This window comes from Facklamia languida CCUG 37842 (assembly GCF_000245795.1).
In the GTDB taxonomy this organism is placed as follows: Bacteria; Bacillota; Bacilli; order Lactobacillales; family Aerococcaceae; genus Facklamia; species Facklamia languida.
In genome coordinates, this window is record NZ_JH601133.1 from 388,784 (window position 1) to 410,056 (window position 21,273).

Below are 21,273 nucleotides of genomic sequence, written 5' to 3' on the forward strand. Positions count from 1 at the left end.
ATTCTCCTTACTGTATTCTTTCGATCAGTTCTCTAGCTAAATCGAGAGAGGATTGACTGACGTCGGCTCCTGACATCATCCGAGCAATTTGACAAGTCCTTTCTTCCTCCGTCAAAGGCCTGACTTGAGTGAAGGTTCGCCCATCCTTAATTCCTTTACTGATCAATAGTTGATGATTAGCAGCCGCTGCTACTTGAGGAAGATGGGTAATACATAAGACTTGAGCGCCTTGACCAATCTGGGCCAACTTCAGGGCAATTGCGGTCGCAACACGTCCTGATACCCCAGTATCGATCTCATCAAAGACTAAAGTCTGAGCAGCCTGGTGTCTGGAGAAGATCGTCTTCAAGGCCAACATTAACCGGGAAAGTTCTCCTCCACTTGCTACCTTAACCAAGCGTTTACTCGCTTCACCTAAATTCGTTTGCACATAAAATTCGACCTGGTCCAGCCCCTTAGCTTCTAATTTAACAAATTCTCGGTTGAACATCACTTGCCTAATAGCTTGGTCCACATTGACCCGAGTAAAATGTACTTCAAATTTGCTATTGGACATATAGAGCTCTTGAAGTTGGTGTTCAATCTCTACTTGTAAGTGATTGGCTTGGTCTTGACGGATCTGGCTTAACTGGTCCGCTAAGTCATAACACTTGTCATAAGCCTTAACAAATTCGGCTTGAACCTTTGCTAGATAGGCCTCGCGATGCTTGATCTGATAAATTTCTTCACTAATCTTTACTTGATAATCTAATAGTTCTTCGACCGTCATCGCATACTTGTGCTTCATCTGCTCAATTTGACTCAATCGCATTTCCAAGTCATCAATCTCTCGTTCATCTAGGTCAACCTCTTGATCACTTAAAGCGATTGTCCCTGCTAATTCCTTTAAATCTATCTGGAGACTTTCTAGAGATCGCGCTAAAGTTTGATAGTCCGCATCGATGGTAGATAATTGGTGTAATAGTTGGACCGCTTGATCCAGTTGACTATCCACACTCTGGTCTTGGTCCGTCAAGAGCAGATTAATAGCCTGGATCGTCTGATGCGTTTCTTGAGCATGTTGTAACTTTTTACTTTGAATAAGCAATTCCTGGTCTTCTCCAGGTTGGAGAGCCAGCTGTTCCAGCTCTTGATACTGAAATTCAAGAAAGCTTAAACGTTGAGCCTGTTCGCGTTCGTCTTGCTGACTTTCGAGCAATTGACTTCTCAATTGGTTATATTCTTGATAAGCCTCAGTATAGGCTCGCTGCTTTACTGCTAAGTTCGACATGGCATAATGGTCCAGTAAGTCTAGATGCTTGGATGAATCCAATAAGTCTTGATGGTCGTTCTGGCCGTGAATATCCACTAAATACTTGCCAATCCCCTTGAGCATGGAGACATTAGCAAGTTGGCCATTAAGCATGATCGTATTTTTCCCAGAAGCTTGAAATTCCCGTTGGATCAATAGATATTCCTCATCCTCCTCAATCGTAATCCCGATTTGATGAAGTTGGTCGCGTAATTTAGATTGATCATCCAGGCTAAACATGGCCTTCAAGTTGAAGCGATCCGCTCCTTCCCGAATAAAATCACCCGATGCACGTCCACCACAAATAATGCTTAAGGCATCAATAATAATTGATTTTCCAGCGCCTGTCTCACCTGATAAGACTGTCATCTGGTCCTGGAAATCAATGGTCACTTGATCGATAATGGCAAAATTTTCAATTTGTAAGCTGACCAGCATCTTTTCACTTCCTTTATCTTAAGCGAGTGATTCGTGACTCTCTTTAACGATCCTTTCCACAAGGGTCTGATCATAATCTGTATTCGGAGTCTGACTATTTCGCAAATGAACTAAATACTCAATGTTCCCTTCACCCCCAGTGATAGGTGAATAAGTCAGGTCCACAATCTGATAGCCCATCTGACTTGTAAACGTTAGCACCTCATTCACCACTTCGAGATGGACTTGAGGATCCTTGATAATTCCATTCTTACCTATTCGCTCTGGCCCCGCTTCAAACTGCGGCTTGATCAAGGCTACAACCGACCCCATCGGCTTTAAGATGTCTTTAAGAGGGGGTAAGATCAAGGATAAAGAGATAAAGGAAACATCAATACTGGCAATTGTTGGCTGCCCTTGAGTAAAATCTTCCGGTCTAGAATAACGAAAGTTTTGTCGCTCCATCACAACGACTCGCGGATCTTGCCTTAATGAATAAGCTAACTGATTGTAGCCCACATCCAAAGCATAGGACATCTTGGCACCCTGCTGTAAGGCAACATCGGTAAAGCCACCCGTTGAAGCCCCTATATCCAAAAGAATCTGATCCGTTAAATCAATTCCAAACACTTGTAAAGCCTTCTCCAACTTTAACCCCCCACGAGAAACATAAGGGAATGGCTTGCCTTTCAAGTACAGTTCACGGTCAATTGGGATTTTCTCGCCTGGCTTGTCATAGCGCTGATGATTCTGGTCATAGATCTGTCCCGCCATCACCAAACGGCGAGCTTGTTCGCGCGATGAAACGATCCCGGCTTGCACCACTAGTTTATCTACACGTTCTTTCTTCATAATTCCCCTTTATTCAATTGAAATGGCACCAAGAAATTGCTCCAATCCAGAAAAATTTAAACCCGTCTGATGATTGAGTGCTTGAATACAAGACGCTGCAAGATGAAGTTCATGCTTTAGTTGATCTTTCGACTCCTGAACTCCTAAGAGACTGGGATAAGTCGACTTATGATTGGCTTCATCAGACTTTAACAAACTGTCCGGATCGCTCTCTATAGCTAGGATGTCTTTCAAATCATTATGAATTTGATAGGCTGTCCCAAAGTGATGGCCAAATTGACTCAAAAGATCGATAGCTTTCTCATTTATCTTGCCAATTCTACCGCCCGCCTTAACAGCAAAAATAAAGAGATAGCCCGTCTTCATCAAATGCGTCTGCTTAAGATGGTCTATACTGACTGACTGATCTTGATGACTCACATCGTCAAGTTGACCTGCCACCATGCCTGTTGACCCTGCTGCATAAACGAGATCGGCAATGAGTTGGGTTTTTAAGGCTGGGTCAAGCTGTCTATCTTGAGCAATTAAGCCAAAAGCATCCGTCAATAGGGCATCACCCGCAAGAATCGCCGTTGCCTCATTAAACTTAACATGAGAAGTCGGTTGACCACGACGCAAATCATCATTGTCCATAGCAGGCAAATCATCATGGATTAAAGAATAGGTATGAATAAACTCTAAGGCAATAGCGGTTGCCAATCCTTTATCAATTAATCTTGGATCAATCGCCTCTAGGATGGTAAGAAGCATCAAGGGGCGTAATCGTTTGCCTCCACTATTCAAGGAATAGACCATTGGCTTTAAAAGTTCTAAAGGAGTTTGAACCGCTAGTAAATATTGTCGCAACGCCTCTTCGAAAATGCGGCGTAAATCACTCGCACGCATCATGACAAGGGCTCCTCATCTAATTTCTTCAAACCAGACTCTGTCATCACTTTGGTGACCATTTCTTCAGCTTGATCGAGTTCCTTCTGGCAATATTGGCTCAATTCAATTCCCTTTTTAAACATTTTGATGGACTGGTCGAGAGGTAAGCTCCCCCGTTCCAATTGCTGGACAATCTCTTCAAGCTGAGACATTGCAGATTCAAAAGATTCTTTCTCAACCGTGTTCAATTCTTCTTTAGTCATTAGATTTCCTCCTTATGATCCACTGCTGTTACTTTTGCCTGTAACCTGCCCGAGGCTAATTGAATGGCTAACTGGTCACCTAGTTCAATCGACTGGCTAGAGGTGATAATCTGATCCTCATGTTCAATGATAGCATAACCCCGTTGCATCACTTTCAATGGACTAAAAGCATCCAATAAAGCAACTTCTCTAACTAACTGAGTTTTATGTCGATCTATTTGCTGAGTCGTCAGCCGGAGAACTTGTCGCGTTTGGCTCATCAACCGATCTTGCATGAGGGTCAGCTGCCGCTCAGGATGGTAGGTCATTAAAACCTGGTGAATCGACTTGAGGGCTTGCTGCTTGTTCGTGAGGTCATATTGTGACAGCATCCTCAATTTCTCTCCTAGACTGCTTAATTGAATCTGCTTATTCTCGTAAATCCGCTGAGGATCCGTCAAGACATAGGCTCTCTGCGACCGGGTTAATTGATCGCGAAACTGACTTAAACGCTGGTGCAAGGCCAGCAATAAACCTTCCTTCAACTGATTCAGTCTCAATAGAACTTCCCTTAAAACAGGTACCGCTAATTCAGCAGCTGCTGTCGGGGTGGGAGCCCTTAAATCCGCCACTAAATCAGCCAGTGACGTATCCGTTTCATGCCCAATCGATGAAATTACTGGAATTGAACACGAAATAATCGCTTCAGCGACAGCTTCCTCGTTAAAGCACCATAAATCTTCAATCGATCCCCCACCTCGAGCTAAAATGACCCCATCTAAGTGGTCACGGTCTTGGTGGACTTGTTTAAAAGCTGAAACGATCTCCTGAACGGCTTCATTTCCTTGAACCCGGGTTGGATAGACAATTAACTCGACAATCGGGTAACGACGTCTGATCGTGGTTATTATGTCTCGAATCACGGACCCATTTGGACTCGTAATAATGGCTAATCGCTTGGGAAAGGGATGTAATGGTTTTTTGGGTAGGTCTAGTAAACCCGCTTCTTTCATTTTTTTCTTCAGTTGTTCAAACGCCAGATACAAGGCCCCCATGCCATCTGGCTCAATCGATTGAACATAGAGTTGGTAGCGACCCCCATTCTCGTAGACGCCTACTCGAGCAGTCACATAGACTTTCATGCCTTCTTCCAGGGTAAATTTCACTTTCTGAAATTGTGAACGAAACATAATGGCATTAATGACTATGTCACCTTCTTTTAGGGCAAAGTATTGATGACCATTTGGACGAAAACGGTAATTCGAAATCTCACCCACTACACGAACCACTTGTAAATAGGGGTCCCGCTCAAACTTCTGTTTGATGTATTGAGAAAGTGCACTGACTGTTAAATAATCCTTCATGCTGGCTTGTTCGATCTTAACCGCCCCCCTTTTCATCATTACCTATCATTTTAGCATAATTCCGGATCCTACACTATTACCGGCTAGATAAAAAGAGACTTTGACAATATTCTTAAGATAGACCGGCACAAAAAAGACACCAAATGTCGAATCACTGGGAAGCCTCTCCTCCAATCTCGCTTATCAAACGAGGATTGCGTACTAAACTAATCGAGTCAATCATAAGGATACTCCTTAGCTTGGGGATTTAACTTCCTGTCATTTAACATTCGGTGTCTGGTTCTTTCCCGACTTCTACGACTCTCTGAGCCATTCATACGAAAAACACCTTATTTGTGTGATGCTAACAGTCACACGCTCTCTTAAATGTACTGGACCCTTTTATTGGGCAGCTTCCTCTACTGGCGGCTCAACCGTTCCTTCGATCGGTCCTAAAGACCTTCTCTCTTGTGAATGGTCTTGAACCGGAGTCTCGGAGGCTGGCAATTGAGGTGCTTCCTCTGGCTGAGGATCCACACCTTCCTCTTCTACGGATTCTACGGAAGTCTCAGGGGAAGTCTCAAGGCTTGTTTGCTCACTCTCTTCTCCTGAAGTGGTGGTCTCCACAGGCTGGTATCCTGGTAGCATATAAGCCGGATCAATCGCTTGGCCTTGATAAAGATTTTCTACTCCAACACCATAGACAGCAGAAAAATCGTAGGCCATTGCGATTGGAGCAGTTGTGGCTGTAACCTCATCCCATCGACTCAATACGCCAGCTTCAAGGTCATATTGATAATGACCCAGAACAGTGTTCTTAAGCGGTGAATCTTCAGAAATAGTGAAAGAAATGATCTTGCCTTCTTGCGTGAAATCGCTATAAGTATAAACTTCAGGAGCAAACCCAGTCGCATTCGCTGTTAATTGAATCAACTCCGCTAGATTGGTATCAGAGGAGCGAGCTGCTTGTGCCGCGTTCAATTTAGCCAACCACTGGTCTTTAATTGGGGCAAGTTCAAGACCTTGGGCTTGAGCCTCTTGTCTTAATTGGTCCTCAAAAGTCGCTGTATATTGATACATCAGGTGTCTTAACTCATTGAGGGCTGTGCGAGAGGCCTCACTTAGTTCTGGTTGCATCTTTTCAACAATGAAGGTGTGTGCATAAATGGCGTCAACCCGTTCACCGGCTGCTACAGATTGGTCAAACGCCTGGTATAAGGCTGGGATAATTGGATGATATTGACTCTCATCACTAAAATCTGCTTTCTGGCGATTTTGAATCTCTTCAACAGTCATCTGGCTTTCTTCGTTAGCCAGAATCGATGACCAGTCCGCGTTGAATGATTGGTCCAGCTGTTCCAAGGTATCCTTGTCTTTGGCGGCTTCTGTCTGAGAAAACTCAACAGCATATTGTTCCAACTCTTGTTTGGTTTCATTGCTAATGGTGACATTTCCGTCCCCATTGATGGTGACTTGATTAATTACTTGATTAACAATTTCGGTTGAATTAATTTCTTGATTATGTTGGGCCTGGTTAGCAACTTCTTTCTTGATTTCAGCCACAATCTTGTTGACTTGTTCATCACTTAATCCTGACTCTTCTTTAACTGTATTCACTACTGTAATCTCATTTTGAGCAACTTGGACATCTTTTTGGTTGACGGAGACACCTTGCTTTTCTAGGAGCGCGTAAAGGCCGGTTAAGGCTCCTTCTCCGGTCACAGGAGTAATGGTCGCAATCTTAATGATTGCATTCTTGGCACCTGCTGTAATCGCTGCATTTTGATAAGTGGTCGAACTCACCTGGGTAATATTTTGCGGTGTGACAATATGAATTTGAACCCCACTACCTTCTGGTTGAGGTTGAATATAGGCACTTGAGTAGACTTCAACCGAGCGATCAACCTCAAAATTTAAATAGCGGTTAATGAGATCACCATCTACATAAAGGGTATTCTGCGGCGCCACATCAGAGGCCCCAAGCAGTTGAATAGTCTCTTGAACTTGTTGCTGATTCAATGAGACCCCTAAAGCCAACATTGGCTGTCTTTGAACCTGCCCTGTCTGTTGGACGGCTAAGACGGACTCTGACAGAGGTGAAAAACTTACTGGAACCAGCGATAAAGCGGCCAATAATACCATTAATTTTTTTTGTTTTCTTATCATCAATATTCGCTCCTTATTCCCTAGAAGGGTCTATTTCTCTTTATATTATAGCTAAAGTCTCACAAATTTTATAGTTTCTTTAGAATCATTCCATGATTCTATCTAAAAAAGAACCAGAAAAGAAACAGATTTTTCACAGTTTCTCATCTAGTTCTAAAAACTATTCATCTTGGACTTGGTCTAAATATTGTGCCAAAACACCTGAAATAAATTTACGTGATTTATCATCACTAAAGGTCTTACTTAACTCAATCGCTTCATTTACTTTGACCTTAGCAGGAACTTCTTCCTCATCAACATAAACCAACTCATAGAAAGCTAAACGCAAGATCGTTAAATCAATACTTGCGATTCGCTCGAGCGCCCAGTCTTCTGTTAAATAGTCGCTAATTAATGCGTCCAAGGCTTCTTTATTTTCGACGACTCCCTTTACTAAACGCTGGAGGTAAGGATCAACCGAGCCTTGAAAGCCTGCTTCCGGATCATCTCCAGCTTCCAAAGCAAAAGCAATCGCCGCTTCACTTTCAAATGTTTCTTGGGCATTAATAAGTTGATAAAGACTTTGTACTGCCTTTTCTCGGACAGCGCGCCGGCTCAACTTGGGCATTTTATTCCCCCGTTTCTATTGCATTCTCTTTAGGCAATTGCAAAAAGGCGGGGTCGCGATCTCCCTGATGGTCTGTTTCGATCGACAAGACATGAACATTCACTTCACCTACGACAATATCTGTCATGTAGAGGATTTGTTCTTTGATTCGTTCTTGAACATCGAGCGCCACCTCAGGCACGCTATAGCCATAGCGGATCTTTATACTCACATCAATCACAAACTGCTGATTTTCTTGATGAATCTTAGCGTTGACCCCATTTCCTTCCATACGGAAGAACTTCCCAGCCTCTGATTTTAGGGCTTGGCTGATCACACCTGGGATTTCAGAAGCAGCCTCAGCTGCAATATTTTCTAAGACACCCGTTGTAATATTAATTTCTCCAAACACAGCGTCTGTTTGAGAATCAAAAGCCACAGATTGATTCTTGGTCATGTCATCTTCCCCCTTAAATGATAATCAATTCTTTAGGACTACGGTTGGTCGATTCGACACGATCTTTTTGAATAATCAGGTCATCCTCAATCCGAACCCCGCCTATACCTGGTAGGTAAATACCAGGTTCATCCGTAATAACCATATTTTCAACCATCACCGCATCCGAACGGTGTGAAACTGCTGGTTGTTCATGTACATCTAGACCCAGACCATGTCCTGTTGAATGGCCGAAGTATTCACCGTAACCCTTTTGGGTAATATAATCACGAGCCAAGGCGTCAACTTCTTTACCGGTCATTCCTGCCTTCGTTTGGTCAATCACTCGAAGATGTGCATCAAGAACAATCTGATAAATTTCAGCCAACTTATCGGAGATGCTTCCAACAGCAATGGTCCGTGTCATGTCAGATGAATAACCTTTGTAATAACAACCAAAATCTAAAGTAATAATATCGCCTAGCTCAATTAGCTTATCACTTGCTACCCCATGAGGCATAGCTGAACGGACACCGGAAGCAATGATCGTATCAAAGGACATAGCGGATGCACCTTTTCCCTTAAGGAAGGCTTCCAATTCATTGGCAATCTGAATCTCAGAAAGACCTGGCTTGATGAAGCCTAGAATATGGTCAAAGGCCTGGTCCGTAATTTCACATGCCGCTTTGATGATAGCTAATTCATCAGCATCCTTAACCTGACGAAGCTCTTCAACCAAACCTTGGGTTGGTTTAATAAGGGAGGATAAGGTCTCTTGGGCTGCATGGTACTGAGTAACCGTCATCTGATCTGATTCAATACCCAGTTTTTTGATATTCTGCTCACTTAAAATCCCTTGAACTTCTGGATAAAGCCCTTGACGATAGATACGCACCTCGAGGTCCTTCACCTGTTCACCCGCTTGGGTTGTGTAACGAAAATCTGTCATAAAATAGGCTGCATCTTCCGTCACTAACACTGCTCCAGCAGATCCAGTAAAGCCTGATAGATAGCGGACATTCTTCAAATCTGTCACCAACAATGCATCTAAATCTAGTTTTTTAAGCTTTTGCCGTACGCGATCTAATCGTTCCATCCTTTACCCCTTCTTTTCTTTTGATTTAGCTTGACGCTTGCGAACACCTTTATGAATATCTAACAAGATTGGCATCACCATCGGTTGCCTTTGAGTCTTCTTAAAGATAACCGGTGGTAGTTCAGAAAATAGGAGGTCACGGATCATCTTTTCATTCACGTGATTTCCATTCTGATTCAATCCTCTATTAATAATCGCTCGGGCCTGGTTTTGGATTTCGTTAATCAATTCTCCTGATTCACGCATATAGATAAAGCCGCGGGACATGATATCTGGACCTGCAATGATTTGTTTTGCTTCATAATCAATAGTTGCTGTCACAATGACAAGACCTTCTTCCGATAAGGCCCTACGGTCTCTCAGTACGATATTGCCAATATCTCCAATTCCATTCCCATCAACATAGACATCTTGGGCAGGAAAATGACCTGCGATCCTTGCAGAATCTTCTGTCATAGCAAGAACATCGCCGTTAGATAGGACAAAGCAATTTTCTTTAGGAATACCTGTCATTTGTGCGAGTTCTGCTTGAATACTCAGCATCCGATATTCCCCATGGACAGGCATGAAATATTTAGGCTTCATTAACCGGTGCATCAGTAATTGTTCTTGTTGACCCCCGTGACCAGAGGCATGGATATTATTGACCTTACCATGGATCACCTTTGCACCCTGTTCGCTCAATTGATTAATTACGCGATTGACACTCATCGTATTACCAGGGATAGGTGAAGATGAAAAGATGACCGTATCGTCTGGTTGTAACGTAATTTGACGATGAGTTCCATTGGCAATCCGACTTAAGGCTGCCATTGGCTCTCCTTGAGAACCTGTACAGAGTATGATGATTTCATTGGCAGGATAACGGTCAATATCGCGTGCATCTATGAAAATGTCTTCGCCCCGCTCATCAATATAACCTAACTCACGTCCAACTTTAATCGAAGCTTCCATCGAGCGCCCAAAAACAGCAATTTTGCGGTTGGTCTCTCGAGCCGTCGTGACAACTTGCTGTAAACGTGAGACGTTGGAAGCAAAGGTTGCAAAAATGACACGCCCTTCTTCCCTTTGGATAATATTTCGAATGGACCGCCCTACAAGCTTTTCCGAATTGGTGAAAGCTGGGATTTCAGAATTTGTCGAATCCCCCATTAGGAGTAAGACTCCCTCTTCACCAATCTTCGCCATCTTATGTAAGTCTGCCGGTTTACCAACAGGGGTAAAGTCAAACTTATAATCCCCTGTAAACACGATATTGCCAGGCGGCGTCTTGACGACAATTCCGTATGCTTCTGGAATTGAATGAGCCGTCAAGTAGAAGCTAACGGTCGTCTTACGAAAGCGAATCACACTGTCTTCATCGATCTCGTGAATTTCTGTATCACGCAAAAGCCCACGTTCTTGTAACTTATTGCGAATCAAGGCAGAGGCTAATTTACTGGCATAGATTGGGACATTGATCTGTTGGAGAAGGAAAGGAATCCCCCCAATGTGGTCCTCGTGACCATGAGAGATCACAAGCGCCTTCACCTTGTGCCGATTTTGTAGGAGATACTGGTAATCTTGAATCACATAGTCAATCCCTAATAATTCATCTTCAGGAAACATCACACCTGAATCAAGAATAATGATCTCATCTTGAAATTGGACACCATACATATTCTTTCCAATTTCATTGAGGCCTCCTAGAGCAAAGACTCCAACTTCATTGTTCTTAATGGATACTGTCATTTTAAAATTCCACCAACTTGAAATCAGGATTGGTTTCTTTTTCGTAGGCTAAATGCGCTTCATTTAACTCTTGAACGAATTCAATATTGTATGGTGTATTCTCACTGATTCGTTCGATCGCATCGACCTTATCTTCTGCTTCAATATACAAAGAATACGTTCTTTCACGTTGTGGAACTTGATCCTTACTTTCTTGATACATCACTTTAAATATCATGAATATAAAACTCCTTTATTATTTAATAACTGTTGTGAGAGTGGACGACACTCGCTGTCAACTTATTCTATCATAATTTAATTTTCAAGTATAGCACGGCATGGGGAAGGACCAGAGTCAATAGCGCTTTATCGAGAGTGAGCGTGTATTTATCTACAGACTAGTCAAAAAGGTGAAAAATCATGATTGAAGAAGCAAGTCAAGCTCTAATTGCTCAAGCTTTTAACCAACAAGCATCCGATATCCACTTCATCCCTCATCAGAATACCTATCAAGTCTATCTGCGTATCAATGGGCAGCTATCACTCTGGGGAGAACGACCGCTTGAGTGGGGGCGTCGAGTGATTGCTCACTTAAAATTCCTAGCCAATCTAGATGTTGGCGAAAGACGTCAACCCCAGTCAGGGGCTTGTGAGGTCACGATTAATCAAGGAGGTGGTTCCACTGCGCAAAAAGTTGAATTGAGACTATCCACAATTACAGATGTCCACTTAAATGAATCACTGGTCATTCGTTTAATATTTGGCAAGCTGCACCAAGCCAAGATCATTCAGACCTACTTTCCACAAGATCTATTAATCTTAAGACGTTTGGTCCGACGCAAAAGTGGGCTCGTTTTAATCGCAGGGCCCGTCGGTTCTGGCAAGACAACCACTATTTACCAATTACTCAGGGAAAGAATTGATCAAGAAGTCTTACAAGTGATCACCATGGAAGACCCGGTCGAGATTAAAGAGCCTCGATTTCTCCAAACGCAAGTCAATGAGAAGGCCAATATCTCTTATGACCTCCTCATCAAATCTGCCTTGCGCCACCATCCAGATGTCCTTTTCATAGGAGAAATCCGTGATGAAGAAACGGCTCGAATGACAATACGAGGGGCCTTAACAGGGCACTTAATGATTGCTACCCTTCACGCCAAGGACACTTTGGGTGTTCTTGGCCGTTTGCAGGAGCTAAACATCAGCCAACACCAACTCAGCCAAACCTTAATTGGCATCATCTCGCAGCGCTTGGTCCCCCGTCACTGTCCTCAATGTCAACAATCCTCTCTTTCCCAATGCCCTCATCTATCAAAACACTACAAACAAGCAGTACTTTTTGAGATCCTCACAGGGTCTCCTCTCAAAAAAGCTTTGATTGGTCTTTCAGATAACCTCGACCTCTCAGAATCAATCCCCCCCTTAAATAAACGCCTAAGGAAGGTATGGGCCTATGGATATATCGGTACACAAACCTATCACCACTTTGAGATTATTTAAGAAAGACCCCTTAAAGCTTAAAGCTAAAGAGCGGCAATATTTTATCCATACGCTGGCTGAGCTCTTAAATCAGGGCTTTTCAATCAACCAAAGTCTAAGCTTTTTTAAAATTTTACTACCCAAAAGAGAGCAGGTAATCGACTACCTCCTCAATGAATTAAAGAAAGGTAACCGCTTTGAAGAAGCCTTAAAACCTCTAGGTTTTTCTAATAAAGTCATCTCTCAGATGTTTTTTGCCCAGAAACAAGGCCGCTTTAATGCATGCTTGATGGAAATCGCTAGCTATTTAAAGTTAATGACAGATTATCAACATAAGTTAGTTAAAGCCCTTTTATACCCGGTTTTTTTAGTGATATTTTTAGTGGGGCTTCTATTTGGACTTCGAAAATTTATGCTCCCACAAATCCTAACTTTCATTTCCGAAGAGGCCCTAAATAATCAACCCCTTGCCCGTTGGTTAATCATCGCGTTTACCTACCTACCGCAACTTACCATCACCGGCATGGCACTGGTTATTCTAATCTATCTCGCATGTGATATTTTCTTGCATAAAAAAACACTGATTGAACGGTTACAATTATTAGCCCGACTGCCGGTCATTCGCAAGTACATCCGAAGCTTTTGTTCTTACCGGTTAGCTGAAGAATTTGGTTATTTCTTCGAGAGTGGATTTTCCATCCAACAAATTTTAGCCCTTCTCGCCGCTTACCCAATCGACCCTTTGTTAAGTCACTTAGCAAGCCTCTTGGAAGAAAATTTCCTAAAAGGGATCTCACTTACTGACAGCCTAAAGGAACTGGATATTTTTACGGATGAATTTCCCATGATGGTCTACCAAGGAGAAATCACCAGTCAAACAGGGGCAAAATGCCGGCTCTATGCACAAAAAGTCTTTGCAGATACCCTAGAAGACCTTAACAACAAAATCAACCTAATCCAACCTCTGCTCTTTATCCTAATTGCTATTGTCATCATCGCCATGTATTTATTACTGATGTTACCTATGCTAACAATCGAAATTTAAGGAGGATTTCTATGAAAAATAAGCTTAAGCAATTAAAAGAAGCCATTAAAGGCAGCCGATTTAAGGAGGCCTTCACCATGATCGAAATGTTAATTGTTCTAGGGATTGTAGCCCTATTAATGGTCATTATTATCCCTAATATATCCGGACAAAAGCAGCGAATTGACAAGCAGGCAAACGAAAATATTACAGAGATTGTTTCTACTCAAGCCAATGCCTATTACTTGGTCGAGGGAAGCGGGCAAGCTGTGACACTTGAAATCCTTGTTGCTGAGGGATATCTAACTGAAAAGCAGGCAAAGGAAGCGGAAACTCGAATCGGAGACCAACTTCCTAGCTTATTAGCTAATCCCTAATGGCTAGTTACAAAAAAGCCTTCACCTTGTTTGAAATGCTGATCGTCTTGACGATCCTCTCGATTATTCTATTGACTTTACAAGTCGTGCCGCCCCAGAGATTGGCTCTTTCTTATCAAATGAAGATCTTCAAAGATCAACTCAAAACGCAAATCTATCTCACGCAAGAATATTCTATGCTCCATCAGACGCCTTACTATGTCCGATTTATGCCAGGTTCAACCATCTATATTGTGAATGGACATACTGGGCAAATCGATGACCAGGTTGAATGTCCTGAAGACTGGTCCATCATCAACCAGGTAACCTTCACCTATTTGCCAAGTGGTCGAACAGATCATTTCGAGACTGTTTACTTTCATCATAGAGATGGTGACGAGATGGCCCTGGTATTTCAATTAGGGAGTGGTCAATTTGTATTCAAATCATAAAAAAGCCTTCACCATGATCGAATCGCTGGTAGGCCTTTGCCTGATTGGCTGGATGATGAGCTTCTATCTCCCTGCTTTCAACCTAGCACTCGGGCACCGTTCAATTCTTAAGGAAGAAAATCAAAAATGGCATAATTTTGTACAATTGATCCAGATCCTCCATGATCCTATGATTTCAGATGAAACAATGCTAGAAAGTCCTAACCTCTTTGATCTTTCGATCGTCAGTTTGGATCACTCCTCCACAGGCTGGTCTGCTACTTTTAAGGAAGGAGAGGTTTATGAAATTCAACTACAAGCCATTGAGCCGGAAAACTAACAAGCAAGGTGGGTTTACATTAATGGAAACCCTCCTTGCTCTCTTGATCCTGTCACTCATTCTCCAAAGTTTAATGACATGTCTATCTCATTTTAGAAGGATTGACCAAGAAATCCGCAGTGACTTAGACTTAGAATGGCAACACTTTTGCTTGATATTCGATCAAGAACTTCAGCACTTCACCATTCAGGATTGGTCGACATCCCAAATTGAGCTGACTGATTCTCAAGTTCCCCATAATCATACACGGATCATCTTGAACAAGCAGAAAATATATAAGACCCCCGGTCATCAGCCATATCTGTACCAAGTCAGAAGTTGGAGGATCACACGATTAGGTTCCTGCTTGAATATTCAAGTCGAATTCACCAACCAACAAGTTTATCGCCATCTCTTTAAGGTCCATTTTATTGACGAGGAAATCTCTCATGAAGCAGCATAAAAATGGTATGGTCCTCTTAATGGTATTAGTTTTTATGGTTATAAGCCAACTCATCTTCATGGGAATCCTTCATCTCAATCGAATCAATAGTTTGCGTTATCTTACACTCACACAGTTCTACCAATCCCAAGCAGAAGAAATCCTTGTCCGACAACAGATAGACCCTATCATCAAAGAGCAAAACAATCAGCAGTTATTAAAGGAACTCGACACCAACTTTGCCAATGTCATAAAAGCTGGAATGACATTTAAACGCTATTCCGCTTCTAGCCTTCCTTTATCAGACAATCAGCTCATCCAGGGTTGGCTTGAAGTGACATTAACAACAGGTCAAACTGGTATCCTACTTTATACTTGCCGGCTCTATCTCCCACCTGAACTAGCCCCTCTTATCGACCCACTTCCCCCTTCATTTGCGGGTTACTTGGATCCACAAGGGCTTCCTCCCCTGGAAGAAAATTCAGTCCATAATGATTTGGAACAGTTTAAACAACAAGTCTTACTCGATTCCTATGAATTGGCAGATCGCTTTTATTTCTCACGGCAATTTTCTTTTCAGCCGCTCCCCCCTCCCTCCTTGACTTTCCTATTCAATACAGGGGAGGTCCAGCTTGAACCTCATCATCAAGGATACAAGCTCTATTTTTTCAGTCAAGATGAAAGGTTAATCCGCACCGTTTCAAAAGATCTGCCTTATTATCCTTATGTCATCAAGATGCACGGCGAACTCTATCAGAAAAAATCATAAAAGCGCAACAGATCCTCTGGTATCCTCGAAGAAAGGGCCAAGGGATCTATTGCGCTATTTTAACCTTTAACGATTCTTCAAAGCACGTTCAATATCACGCTTAGCCTGCTGTTCTTTCAGAGATTGGCGCTTATCATAATGGTGCTTCCCTTTAGCTAAGCCAATTAATAATTTAGCTCGCCCACGAACCAAATAGACTTTCAAGGGGACAACGGTCATCCCTTGCTGCTGGCTGGCCTTGGATAATTCCCGAATTTCCTTGGCATGTAGCAAGAGCTTGCGCTCCCTAAGGGGGTCATGGTTGAATAAATTCCCATGATCATAGGGACTAATATGAGCATTCTTTAGCCAAGCTTCCCCTTGGTTAAAGGAAATAAAGCCATCTTGAATATTCATCTTACCTGCTCGAATCGACTTGATTTCAGTTCCAGTCAAGACAAGACCTGCTTCATATGTTTCGATAATAGTATAGTCGTGGCGCGCTTTACGATTCTGAGCCAATGGTTTATCTGTTGTTTGTTTTTTAGCCATTGAGACTCCTTTCTAATCAGGAGCTTTTCTCAGATGAGTTGCGAGACTGCCTGATTCAATTTATTTTCTTTTATTCCTTTTAATTTTAAATTGACGGTTAGCCGACTGCTTTTGTCTGCCTCTTTTTTTAGGTTGATGCGTTCTAGAAGAAAAATCTTTTCGTCTTTGACCTCGTTTGGTTGAACGCACCTTTCTTCCTTTTGGCTTTTCTTTTTTAGGAGCGACTTGAAGAAGACGCTCATCAACCTTAACAGGCTCTGCCTCGATCAAGGCAAAGTCAATTTCACGTTCTTCAACATTGACTCCCAGAACTTCAATCTTCACCTGCTGTCCAATCCGATAGACTTTTCCAGTTCGTTCTCCTATCAGCAAGAGATGATGTGGGTTAAATTGGTAGTAGTCATCCGTCAAAGTTTTCAGATTAATAAGACCTTCAACGGTATTTGGCAAGGATACAAAAATACCAAAAGAGGTAATTGAAGAGATGGTTCCCCAGAAAGTCTCGCCCACCTTATCCACCATATACTCGGCTTTCTTCAAAGCATCCGTTTCTCTTTCAGCATCCACTGCACGTCTTTCCATCTTTGATGAATGATCCGCAATTCCAGGTAGGTTTCCTTCCAGAGCTAATACTTCCTTATGGCTTGGAGCTTTTTGGAGATACTTAGAAAGAAGACGGTGGACAATTAAATCAGGATAACGGCGTATAGGCGAAGTGAAGTGTGTATAATCCTCACTCGCTAAACCGAAGTGACCTGCAGGTTCTTCAGAATATTTTGCCTGCTGCATAGACCTCAACATCATCGTGGAGACGACTTGTTCAAATTCCGTGCCCTTGACTTGTTTGAGGGCAGCTTGTAGCTGCTTGGGTTCAATCTTAGCTGTATCGCCTCTTAGAATAATGCCAAATGAAGTAATAAAATCAGCAAAGCGATCCATCTTCGCTTCATCAGGTTGTTCATGAATCCGGTAGAGGAAGGGGTAATTCTTTTGTAGAACATGAGCCGCTACCGTTTCATTCGCAATTAGCATGAAGGACTCAATTAAGCGCTCACCTGTATAGCGTTGGCGCAAGATAATGTCTTGGGGGTGTCCTTCTTCATCAACCACTATCTTGGCTTCAGGTGCATCAAAGTCTAATGCCCCTCTTTGCTTGCGCATTTGCAAGAGAATCTGATGGAGCTCTGCCATTTCATCGAGCATCTCAACAATCTCTTCGTATTCTTTTCTCAAAGCTAAATCGCCATCTAAGATCGCATTAACATCCCGATAAGTCATCCGATAAGCAGATTGAATCACACTCTTAAAGAGACGATAATTCGTGACTTTACCTTGTTTGTTAATCGTCATTTGACAGGTCAGAGTTAAGCGGTCCTCATGCGGGTGTAAAGAGCAAATTCCATTTGACAAACGCTGCGGTAACATTGGAACCACACGGTCCGTTAAATAAACAGACGTTCCCCGTTCGTAAGCTTCACGATCGATCGGAGAGCCTTCAGTTACATAATGAGAGACATCCGCAATGTGTACGCCTAATTGATACTCGTTGTCAGAAACTTTCTGCAGAGAGATCGCATCATCTAAGTCCTTAGCATCTGCCCCATCAATCGTGATGATCAATTGGTCCCTCAGGTCATCTCTTCCTTGGAGGTCTTGCGGATCAATAGTTTGTTCAACTGCTTCCGCTGCTTCGACGACATTTTCTGGAAATTCATGCGGAATACCAAATTGATAGAGAATAGCAAGAATATCAATACCTGGCGCATCTCGGTGACCAATTTCTTTAGATACAATTCCGATCATTTCATCGGGATGATTTTTATTCGGATATTCTGTGATCTTGACGATACAAATAGTGTGATCAGCTGGATGAATCCCATCAGGCCGAACTAAAACCTTAACAGCATCTGAAAATTCACCTTGCGGTTTAATATAACCTAGGTACTGGTATTCAGCTCTTTCATCTTGGTTATAGGCAAAGAATTCTCCCACTAATTGACTGGCTTTACGGTCAATGATCTCGACAATTTCAGCCTCAGATCCTTTCCCAGTGGTTGGATCAATCGCTTTAATCACCTTAGCCAGGACGGTATCACCATCCATAGCACCCGCATTCTTTCCTCTGGGGACAAAAAGATCAGGTTGATCCTCACCCACGCTCAAGAAGCCAAAGCCTTTATCATTTGCCCGGTAAACCCCTTTAATCGAGCCAGCTTGTGAAACAGGCCGAAACTTACCGGCGGGTGTCAGTTGGATTTCACCAACTCTTTCTAAGAAGGCTAAGGCCTTGATTAACTTCTTGTAATTCTTAGTCCCTTTATAATTCAAACGTTGGGCTATCTGGTCGACTTTATACTCTGCTTGCGGATCTTCTTGTAGAAAATCTAAAACTCTTTGTTCTAGCTTAGATAGACTCACAACTATTAGCTCCTTTCAGCTCTAATAAGGATGGGTAACTTGCTTTACAAAATTCAAAACAGACTGGTCAAAGGCTTGGCGGTCTCGATTTGTTGGAATCGTATGCGTATTCTCTGGAAAATAATGAAAATCAATTCGTGCGTTGACTAGATGGTCTTGCAGACGATAAGCATCTTGGGGATCGATCAATTCATCCGCTCCTGATTGAGCAATATAGAATGGTACTGTGACCTGGTCCAGCCGGCTGGTCACATCTTCCTTGATCGCTTCAATCTCTTTCATCTGTTCCAAATGCCCTGCTAATATCTGTCCTGAGTCCTCTTTAAATTGATCACTTTCATGCCGCAACCGCGCCAACACCTTACCTAAGTGCATGAAGGATTCTTGTAAATCAAGGGGGCGGTCTGTCACGACTGGCGCATTAAAGACACCCCCAGCTACTCCTTGGTAATCAGGATGGGCCATAATATCCGTTGCCATCAAGCCCCCCATTGATAGACCAAAAACAAGCACTTGCTGATAAGCTTGGCTAACCAGCCAGTCATAAGCTTGGTGCGCTTCTTCTCGCCAAATCAGAGGAGAATAGTCCAAAATCGTCTTGATATCAGGCGTGTCATGGCCACTAAACAAGGGGGCTAGGATCGTATATCCTTGACGATTAAGCTGACGAGCTAATAGGTTGACGTCACGCGTTGTCCCAGTATAGGCATGAAGTAATAGGATGGCAACATGATCATCCTGGCCTTCTAAATAGAGCGCCTTGTTGAAGGGCGGTTTCTTATTCATGGTATCACTCCTCAATATCACAGTCACTATGGTTATTGTAGCTTATTCTTACAATGATTTCGACCCTTCCGCCTAGAACAAAAAAACGCACCCTCGACTAAACGCTGTCAAGTAGTACGTTCTCTGCTTACAGATTATTTAGCTGATAAGAAAGCGAGTGCTAAGGTAATGACAAAAAATAAGATGCCTAAAATGGTTGTTGCCTTGATCAAGAAAGCTTCAAATCCTCGCGCTTTCTGCTTAACAGAACCATCATCTCCACCACCCGTTAAGGTAGAAGCAGCATTACTCTTGGATGGCTGCATAATCACAAAAAGAATCATTAATATACATACAATTACTAAGGCCACAATTAAAGCATTATACATGGATTCAATTTCCTCCTTATTCCTTATTCGATGACCTTTTAAATTATAGCATAAACAGGGGGTCTTTTGGAATGATGAAGTCAAACTTTACCTAGCTAATTCTGGACTTGATTAGCTTTTCTGGCTTGTGATAATTGACGAAGTTCTTCCTTGGTTCGACGTGCACGCTTCTCACGTCGCTGGCGCTCATATTGCGAGCGCAGCTGGCCACAAGCCGCTTCAATTTCTTTACCATGCTCGCGCCGCACCACACAATTGACTCCATTCTGCATTAAAAGGTCATAAAAACGCGCGATATTTTCTTCACTTGAGCGTTCGAAAGGGTTCTCAGCCACTGGATTATATGGAATAAGGTTCACATAGGCGAGTTTAAGCATTGGTCGCAAAAGTTTGGCCAATTCTATGGCATGTTCTGGTCGGTCATTAACCCCATCAATCATAATATATTCAAAGGTTACACGCCGATTTGTCAAGTGAATATACTCATAAATAGCTTCAAATAACTCTTCAATCGGGTATTGGCGATTGATTTTCATAATTGAAGACCGTGTCTCATTATTTGGCGCATGCAAGGAAACCGCTAAGTTGACTTGGATATTTTCACGCGCAAATTGGCGGATTTTAGGCGCTAGGCCAGAAGTCGATACCGTAATATGCCGTGCGCCGATCGCCATCCCTTTATCCGAATTCACGATCCGAATGAACTGCAAGACATTATCATAGTTATCAAATGGTTCCCCAATCCCCATGACCACGATATGGGATACCTTCTCACCCTTTGCTTGTTGGTTGAGGTAACGCTGAATAAACATAATTTGGGCAACAATTTCACCCGCTTCTAGGTCTCGAACCTTGGGTATCAAGCCAGAGGCACAAAATTTACATCCAATATTGCATCCAATCTGTGTCGTAACACACACGGATATCCCATAGTGATGGTACATTAGCACGGTTTCAATCATAGAATGGTCTTGTAATTCAAAAAGGAATTTTGTCGTTTGGTCTTGAGCCTTTTGAATGATCTGGGTCCGCAAAGGTGAAAATATGAATTCCTGCTTAAGTTGATCGAGAATGGTCTTTGGAATATTTGTCATTTCATCATAGGAAGCCACATGATGACGATAGAGCCATTGCCAAATTTGATCGGCCCGATAAGGTTTTTCTCCCTTATCCTCTAACCAATCCTGCATCTCATCCAAACTTAAACTGTAGATCGATTTCATTCTTTCAGATCCCTTCACTTGTTTTCCATGTTCAGTTTAGCACAAAGTAAGCTAACTGTCTTTATCATTTCAAATTAATCCTGTCTTCAGCCATAAAATCTGTTGGTTCACTTGCCATTTA

The 21,273-nt window shown here is 42.5% G+C and carries 23 protein-coding genes; 7 read left to right on the top strand and 16 right to left on the bottom strand.

Going from position 1 to position 21,273, the window contains the following annotated elements; all coding sequences use genetic code 11:
• Nucleotides 1-7: 7 nt before the first annotated feature.
• The 11 genes from recN to HMPREF9708_RS01835 form a co-directional block, all read right to left on the bottom strand.
• Nucleotides 8-1,729 (bottom strand): DNA repair protein RecN, encoded by a 1,722-nt coding sequence (recN, locus tag HMPREF9708_RS01785; RefSeq protein ID WP_006308309.1) that lies wholly within the window; start codon nt 1,727-1,729, stop codon nt 8-10.
• An 18-nt stretch (nt 1,730-1,747) separates the two neighbouring features.
• A complete protein-coding gene (locus HMPREF9708_RS01790; RefSeq protein ID WP_006308310.1) occupies nt 1,748-2,560 on the bottom strand; it encodes a TlyA family RNA methyltransferase in 813 nt (270 codons plus the stop codon).
• Between the two features lie 9 nt (nt 2,561-2,569).
• Complete coding sequence (locus HMPREF9708_RS01795; protein WP_006308311.1) at nt 2,570-3,448, bottom strand: polyprenyl synthetase family protein; 879 nt, start codon at nt 3,446-3,448, stop codon at nt 2,570-2,572.
• The gene (gene xseB, locus HMPREF9708_RS01800; RefSeq protein WP_006308312.1) at nt 3,445-3,690 is read right to left on the bottom strand and encodes an exodeoxyribonuclease VII small subunit; all 246 of its coding nucleotides are present in this window, start codon (nt 3,688-3,690) and stop codon (nt 3,445-3,447) included. The genes HMPREF9708_RS01795 and xseB overlap by 4 nt, the downstream gene beginning before the upstream one ends.
• Entirely contained in the window at nt 3,690-5,072 is a 1,383-nt protein-coding gene (gene xseA / locus HMPREF9708_RS01805) for an exodeoxyribonuclease VII large subunit (RefSeq protein ID WP_232215525.1), read from the bottom strand. Before xseA ends, xseB begins: the two co-directional genes overlap by 1 nt.
• A gap of 342 nt (nt 5,073-5,414) precedes the next feature.
• Entirely contained in the window at nt 5,415-7,178 is a 1,764-nt protein-coding gene (locus tag HMPREF9708_RS01810) for a DUF1002 domain-containing protein (protein ID WP_006308314.1), read from the bottom strand.
• A 160-nt stretch (nt 7,179-7,338) separates the two neighbouring features.
• Nucleotides 7,339-7,785 (bottom strand): transcription antitermination factor NusB, encoded by a 447-nt coding sequence (gene nusB / locus HMPREF9708_RS01815; protein ID WP_006308315.1) that lies wholly within the window; start codon nt 7,783-7,785, stop codon nt 7,339-7,341.
• Nucleotide 7,786: 1 nt separating this feature from the next.
• Nucleotides 7,787-8,221: an Asp23/Gls24 family envelope stress response protein gene (locus tag HMPREF9708_RS01820; protein ID WP_006308316.1), complete on the bottom strand. Its 435-nt coding sequence runs from the start codon at nt 8,219-8,221 to the stop codon at nt 7,787-7,789.
• A gap of 13 nt (nt 8,222-8,234) precedes the next feature.
• The gene (locus HMPREF9708_RS01825) at nt 8,235-9,296 is read right to left on the bottom strand and encodes an aminopeptidase P family protein (RefSeq protein WP_006308317.1); all 1,062 of its coding nucleotides are present in this window, start codon (nt 9,294-9,296) and stop codon (nt 8,235-8,237) included.
• Nucleotides 9,297-9,299: 3 nt separating this feature from the next.
• The gene (rnjA, locus tag HMPREF9708_RS01830) at nt 9,300-11,027 is read right to left on the bottom strand and encodes a ribonuclease J1 (RefSeq protein ID WP_006308319.1); all 1,728 of its coding nucleotides are present in this window, start codon (nt 11,025-11,027) and stop codon (nt 9,300-9,302) included.
• A 1-nt stretch (nt 11,028) separates the two neighbouring features.
• Nucleotides 11,029-11,244, bottom strand: a complete 216-nt coding sequence (locus HMPREF9708_RS01835; protein WP_006308320.1) for a DNA-directed RNA polymerase subunit epsilon — start codon at nt 11,242-11,244, stop codon at nt 11,029-11,031.
• Between the two features lie 182 nt (nt 11,245-11,426).
• Between HMPREF9708_RS01835 and comGA the strand changes: the two genes are divergently transcribed.
• Genes comGA through HMPREF9708_RS01870 form a run of 7 tightly spaced genes read left to right on the top strand, consistent with a single transcriptional unit; the run spans nt 11,427 to nt 15,826 of the window.
• On the top strand, nt 11,427-12,506 hold the full coding sequence (gene comGA / locus HMPREF9708_RS01840; RefSeq protein WP_006308321.1) for a competence type IV pilus ATPase ComGA: 1,080 nt from the start codon (nt 11,427-11,429) through the stop codon (nt 12,504-12,506).
• Nucleotides 12,460-13,530, top strand: coding sequence for a competence type IV pilus assembly protein ComGB (gene comGB / locus HMPREF9708_RS01845; protein WP_006308322.1), 1,071 nt, complete (start codon nt 12,460-12,462; stop codon nt 13,528-13,530). Before comGA ends, comGB begins: the two co-directional genes overlap by 47 nt.
• Before the next feature lie 11 nt (nt 13,531-13,541).
• Nucleotides 13,542-13,886 carry a competence type IV pilus major pilin ComGC gene (comGC, locus tag HMPREF9708_RS01850; RefSeq protein WP_006308324.1) on the top strand — a complete coding sequence of 115 codons (345 nt, stop codon included), beginning with the start codon at nt 13,542-13,544 and terminating at the stop codon, nt 13,884-13,886.
• Entirely contained in the window at nt 13,886-14,317 is a 432-nt protein-coding gene (gene comGD / locus HMPREF9708_RS01855) for a competence type IV pilus minor pilin ComGD (RefSeq protein ID WP_006308326.1), read from the top strand. Before comGC ends, comGD begins: the two co-directional genes overlap by 1 nt.
• Nucleotides 14,301-14,636, top strand: coding sequence for a hypothetical protein (locus HMPREF9708_RS01860; protein ID WP_006308327.1), 336 nt, complete (start codon nt 14,301-14,303; stop codon nt 14,634-14,636). Before comGD ends, HMPREF9708_RS01860 begins: the two co-directional genes overlap by 17 nt.
• Nucleotides 14,599-15,078, top strand: coding sequence for a competence type IV pilus minor pilin ComGF (comGF, locus tag HMPREF9708_RS01865; RefSeq protein WP_006308328.1), 480 nt, complete (start codon nt 14,599-14,601; stop codon nt 15,076-15,078). The genes HMPREF9708_RS01860 and comGF overlap by 38 nt, the downstream gene beginning before the upstream one ends.
• Nucleotides 15,065-15,826 (top strand): hypothetical protein, encoded by a 762-nt coding sequence (locus HMPREF9708_RS01870; RefSeq protein WP_006308329.1) that lies wholly within the window; start codon nt 15,065-15,067, stop codon nt 15,824-15,826. The genes comGF and HMPREF9708_RS01870 overlap by 14 nt, the downstream gene beginning before the upstream one ends.
• A 66-nt stretch (nt 15,827-15,892) precedes the next feature.
• On the opposite strand, the gene smpB is transcribed toward HMPREF9708_RS01870, so the two are convergent.
• The 5 genes from smpB to rlmN all read right to left on the bottom strand — a co-directional run bounded on the left by smpB (nt 15,893) and on the right by rlmN (nt 21,152).
• Nucleotides 15,893-16,357, bottom strand: coding sequence for an SsrA-binding protein SmpB (gene smpB, locus HMPREF9708_RS01875; protein WP_006308330.1), 465 nt, complete (start codon nt 16,355-16,357; stop codon nt 15,893-15,895).
• A 60-nt stretch (nt 16,358-16,417) separates the two neighbouring features.
• Nucleotides 16,418-18,775, bottom strand: coding sequence for a ribonuclease R (gene rnr / locus HMPREF9708_RS01880; RefSeq protein WP_006308331.1), 2,358 nt, complete (start codon nt 18,773-18,775; stop codon nt 16,418-16,420).
• 21 nt (nt 18,776-18,796) lie between these two features.
• The gene (locus HMPREF9708_RS01885) at nt 18,797-19,561 is read right to left on the bottom strand and encodes an alpha/beta hydrolase (protein ID WP_006308332.1); all 765 of its coding nucleotides are present in this window, start codon (nt 19,559-19,561) and stop codon (nt 18,797-18,799) included.
• A 134-nt stretch (nt 19,562-19,695) separates the two neighbouring features.
• Entirely contained in the window at nt 19,696-19,929 is a 234-nt protein-coding gene (secG, locus tag HMPREF9708_RS01890) for a preprotein translocase subunit SecG (RefSeq protein WP_006308333.1), read from the bottom strand.
• A 95-nt stretch (nt 19,930-20,024) separates the two neighbouring features.
• The gene (gene rlmN, locus HMPREF9708_RS01895; protein WP_006308334.1) at nt 20,025-21,152 is read right to left on the bottom strand and encodes a 23S rRNA (adenine(2503)-C(2))-methyltransferase RlmN; all 1,128 of its coding nucleotides are present in this window, start codon (nt 21,150-21,152) and stop codon (nt 20,025-20,027) included.
• Between the last annotated feature and the right edge of the window lie 121 nt (nt 21,153-21,273).

What these genes read in the sequence shown, in the direction of transcription:
- HMPREF9708_RS01870 (WP_006308329.1), top strand. Translation starts at nt 15,065, where the DNA reads ATGAAGCAGCATAAAAATGGTATGGTCCTCTTAATGGTATTAGTTTTT.
- HMPREF9708_RS01885 (WP_006308332.1), bottom strand. Translation starts at nt 19,561, where the DNA reads ATGAATAAGAAACCGCCCTTCAACAAGGCGCTCTATTTAGAAGGCCAG.
- HMPREF9708_RS01795 (WP_006308311.1), bottom strand. Translation starts at nt 3,448, where the DNA reads ATGATGCGTGCGAGTGATTTACGCCGCATTTTCGAAGAGGCGTTGCGA.
- HMPREF9708_RS01825 (WP_006308317.1), bottom strand. Translation starts at nt 9,296, where the DNA reads ATGGAACGATTAGATCGCGTACGGCAAAAGCTTAAAAAACTAGATTTA.
- smpB (WP_006308330.1), bottom strand. Translation starts at nt 16,357, where the DNA reads ATGGCTAAAAAACAAACAACAGATAAACCATTGGCTCAGAATCGTAAA.
- comGC (WP_006308324.1), top strand. Translation starts at nt 13,542, where the DNA reads ATGAAAAATAAGCTTAAGCAATTAAAAGAAGCCATTAAAGGCAGCCGA.
- nusB (WP_006308315.1), bottom strand. Translation starts at nt 7,785, where the DNA reads ATGCCCAAGTTGAGCCGGCGCGCTGTCCGAGAAAAGGCAGTACAAAGT.
- HMPREF9708_RS01820 (WP_006308316.1), bottom strand. Translation starts at nt 8,221, where the DNA reads ATGACCAAGAATCAATCTGTGGCTTTTGATTCTCAAACAGACGCTGTG.
- xseB (WP_006308312.1), bottom strand. Translation starts at nt 3,690, where the DNA reads ATGACTAAAGAAGAATTGAACACGGTTGAGAAAGAATCTTTTGAATCT.
- HMPREF9708_RS01835 (WP_006308320.1), bottom strand. Translation starts at nt 11,244, where the DNA reads ATGATATTTAAAGTGATGTATCAAGAAAGTAAGGATCAAGTTCCACAA.
- recN (WP_006308309.1), bottom strand. Translation starts at nt 1,729, where the DNA reads ATGCTGGTCAGCTTACAAATTGAAAATTTTGCCATTATCGATCAAGTG.
- rlmN (WP_006308334.1), bottom strand. Translation starts at nt 21,152, where the DNA reads ATGAAATCGATCTACAGTTTAAGTTTGGATGAGATGCAGGATTGGTTA.
- secG (WP_006308333.1), bottom strand. Translation starts at nt 19,929, where the DNA reads ATGTATAATGCTTTAATTGTGGCCTTAGTAATTGTATGTATATTAATG.
- comGF (WP_006308328.1), top strand. Translation starts at nt 14,599, where the DNA reads ATGAAATTCAACTACAAGCCATTGAGCCGGAAAACTAACAAGCAAGGT.
- xseA (WP_232215525.1), bottom strand. Translation starts at nt 5,072, where the DNA reads ATGATGAAAAGGGGGGCGGTTAAGATCGAACAAGCCAGCATGAAGGAT.
- HMPREF9708_RS01810 (WP_006308314.1), bottom strand. Translation starts at nt 7,178, where the DNA reads ATGATAAGAAAACAAAAAAAATTAATGGTATTATTGGCCGCTTTATCG.
- comGB (WP_006308322.1), top strand. Translation starts at nt 12,460, where the DNA reads ATGGATATATCGGTACACAAACCTATCACCACTTTGAGATTATTTAAG.
- comGA (WP_006308321.1), top strand. Translation starts at nt 11,427, where the DNA reads ATGATTGAAGAAGCAAGTCAAGCTCTAATTGCTCAAGCTTTTAACCAA.
- rnjA (WP_006308319.1), bottom strand. Translation starts at nt 11,027, where the DNA reads ATGACAGTATCCATTAAGAACAATGAAGTTGGAGTCTTTGCTCTAGGA.
- comGD (WP_006308326.1), top strand. Translation starts at nt 13,886, where the DNA reads ATGGCTAGTTACAAAAAAGCCTTCACCTTGTTTGAAATGCTGATCGTC.
- HMPREF9708_RS01790 (WP_006308310.1), bottom strand. Translation starts at nt 2,560, where the DNA reads ATGAAGAAAGAACGTGTAGATAAACTAGTGGTGCAAGCCGGGATCGTT.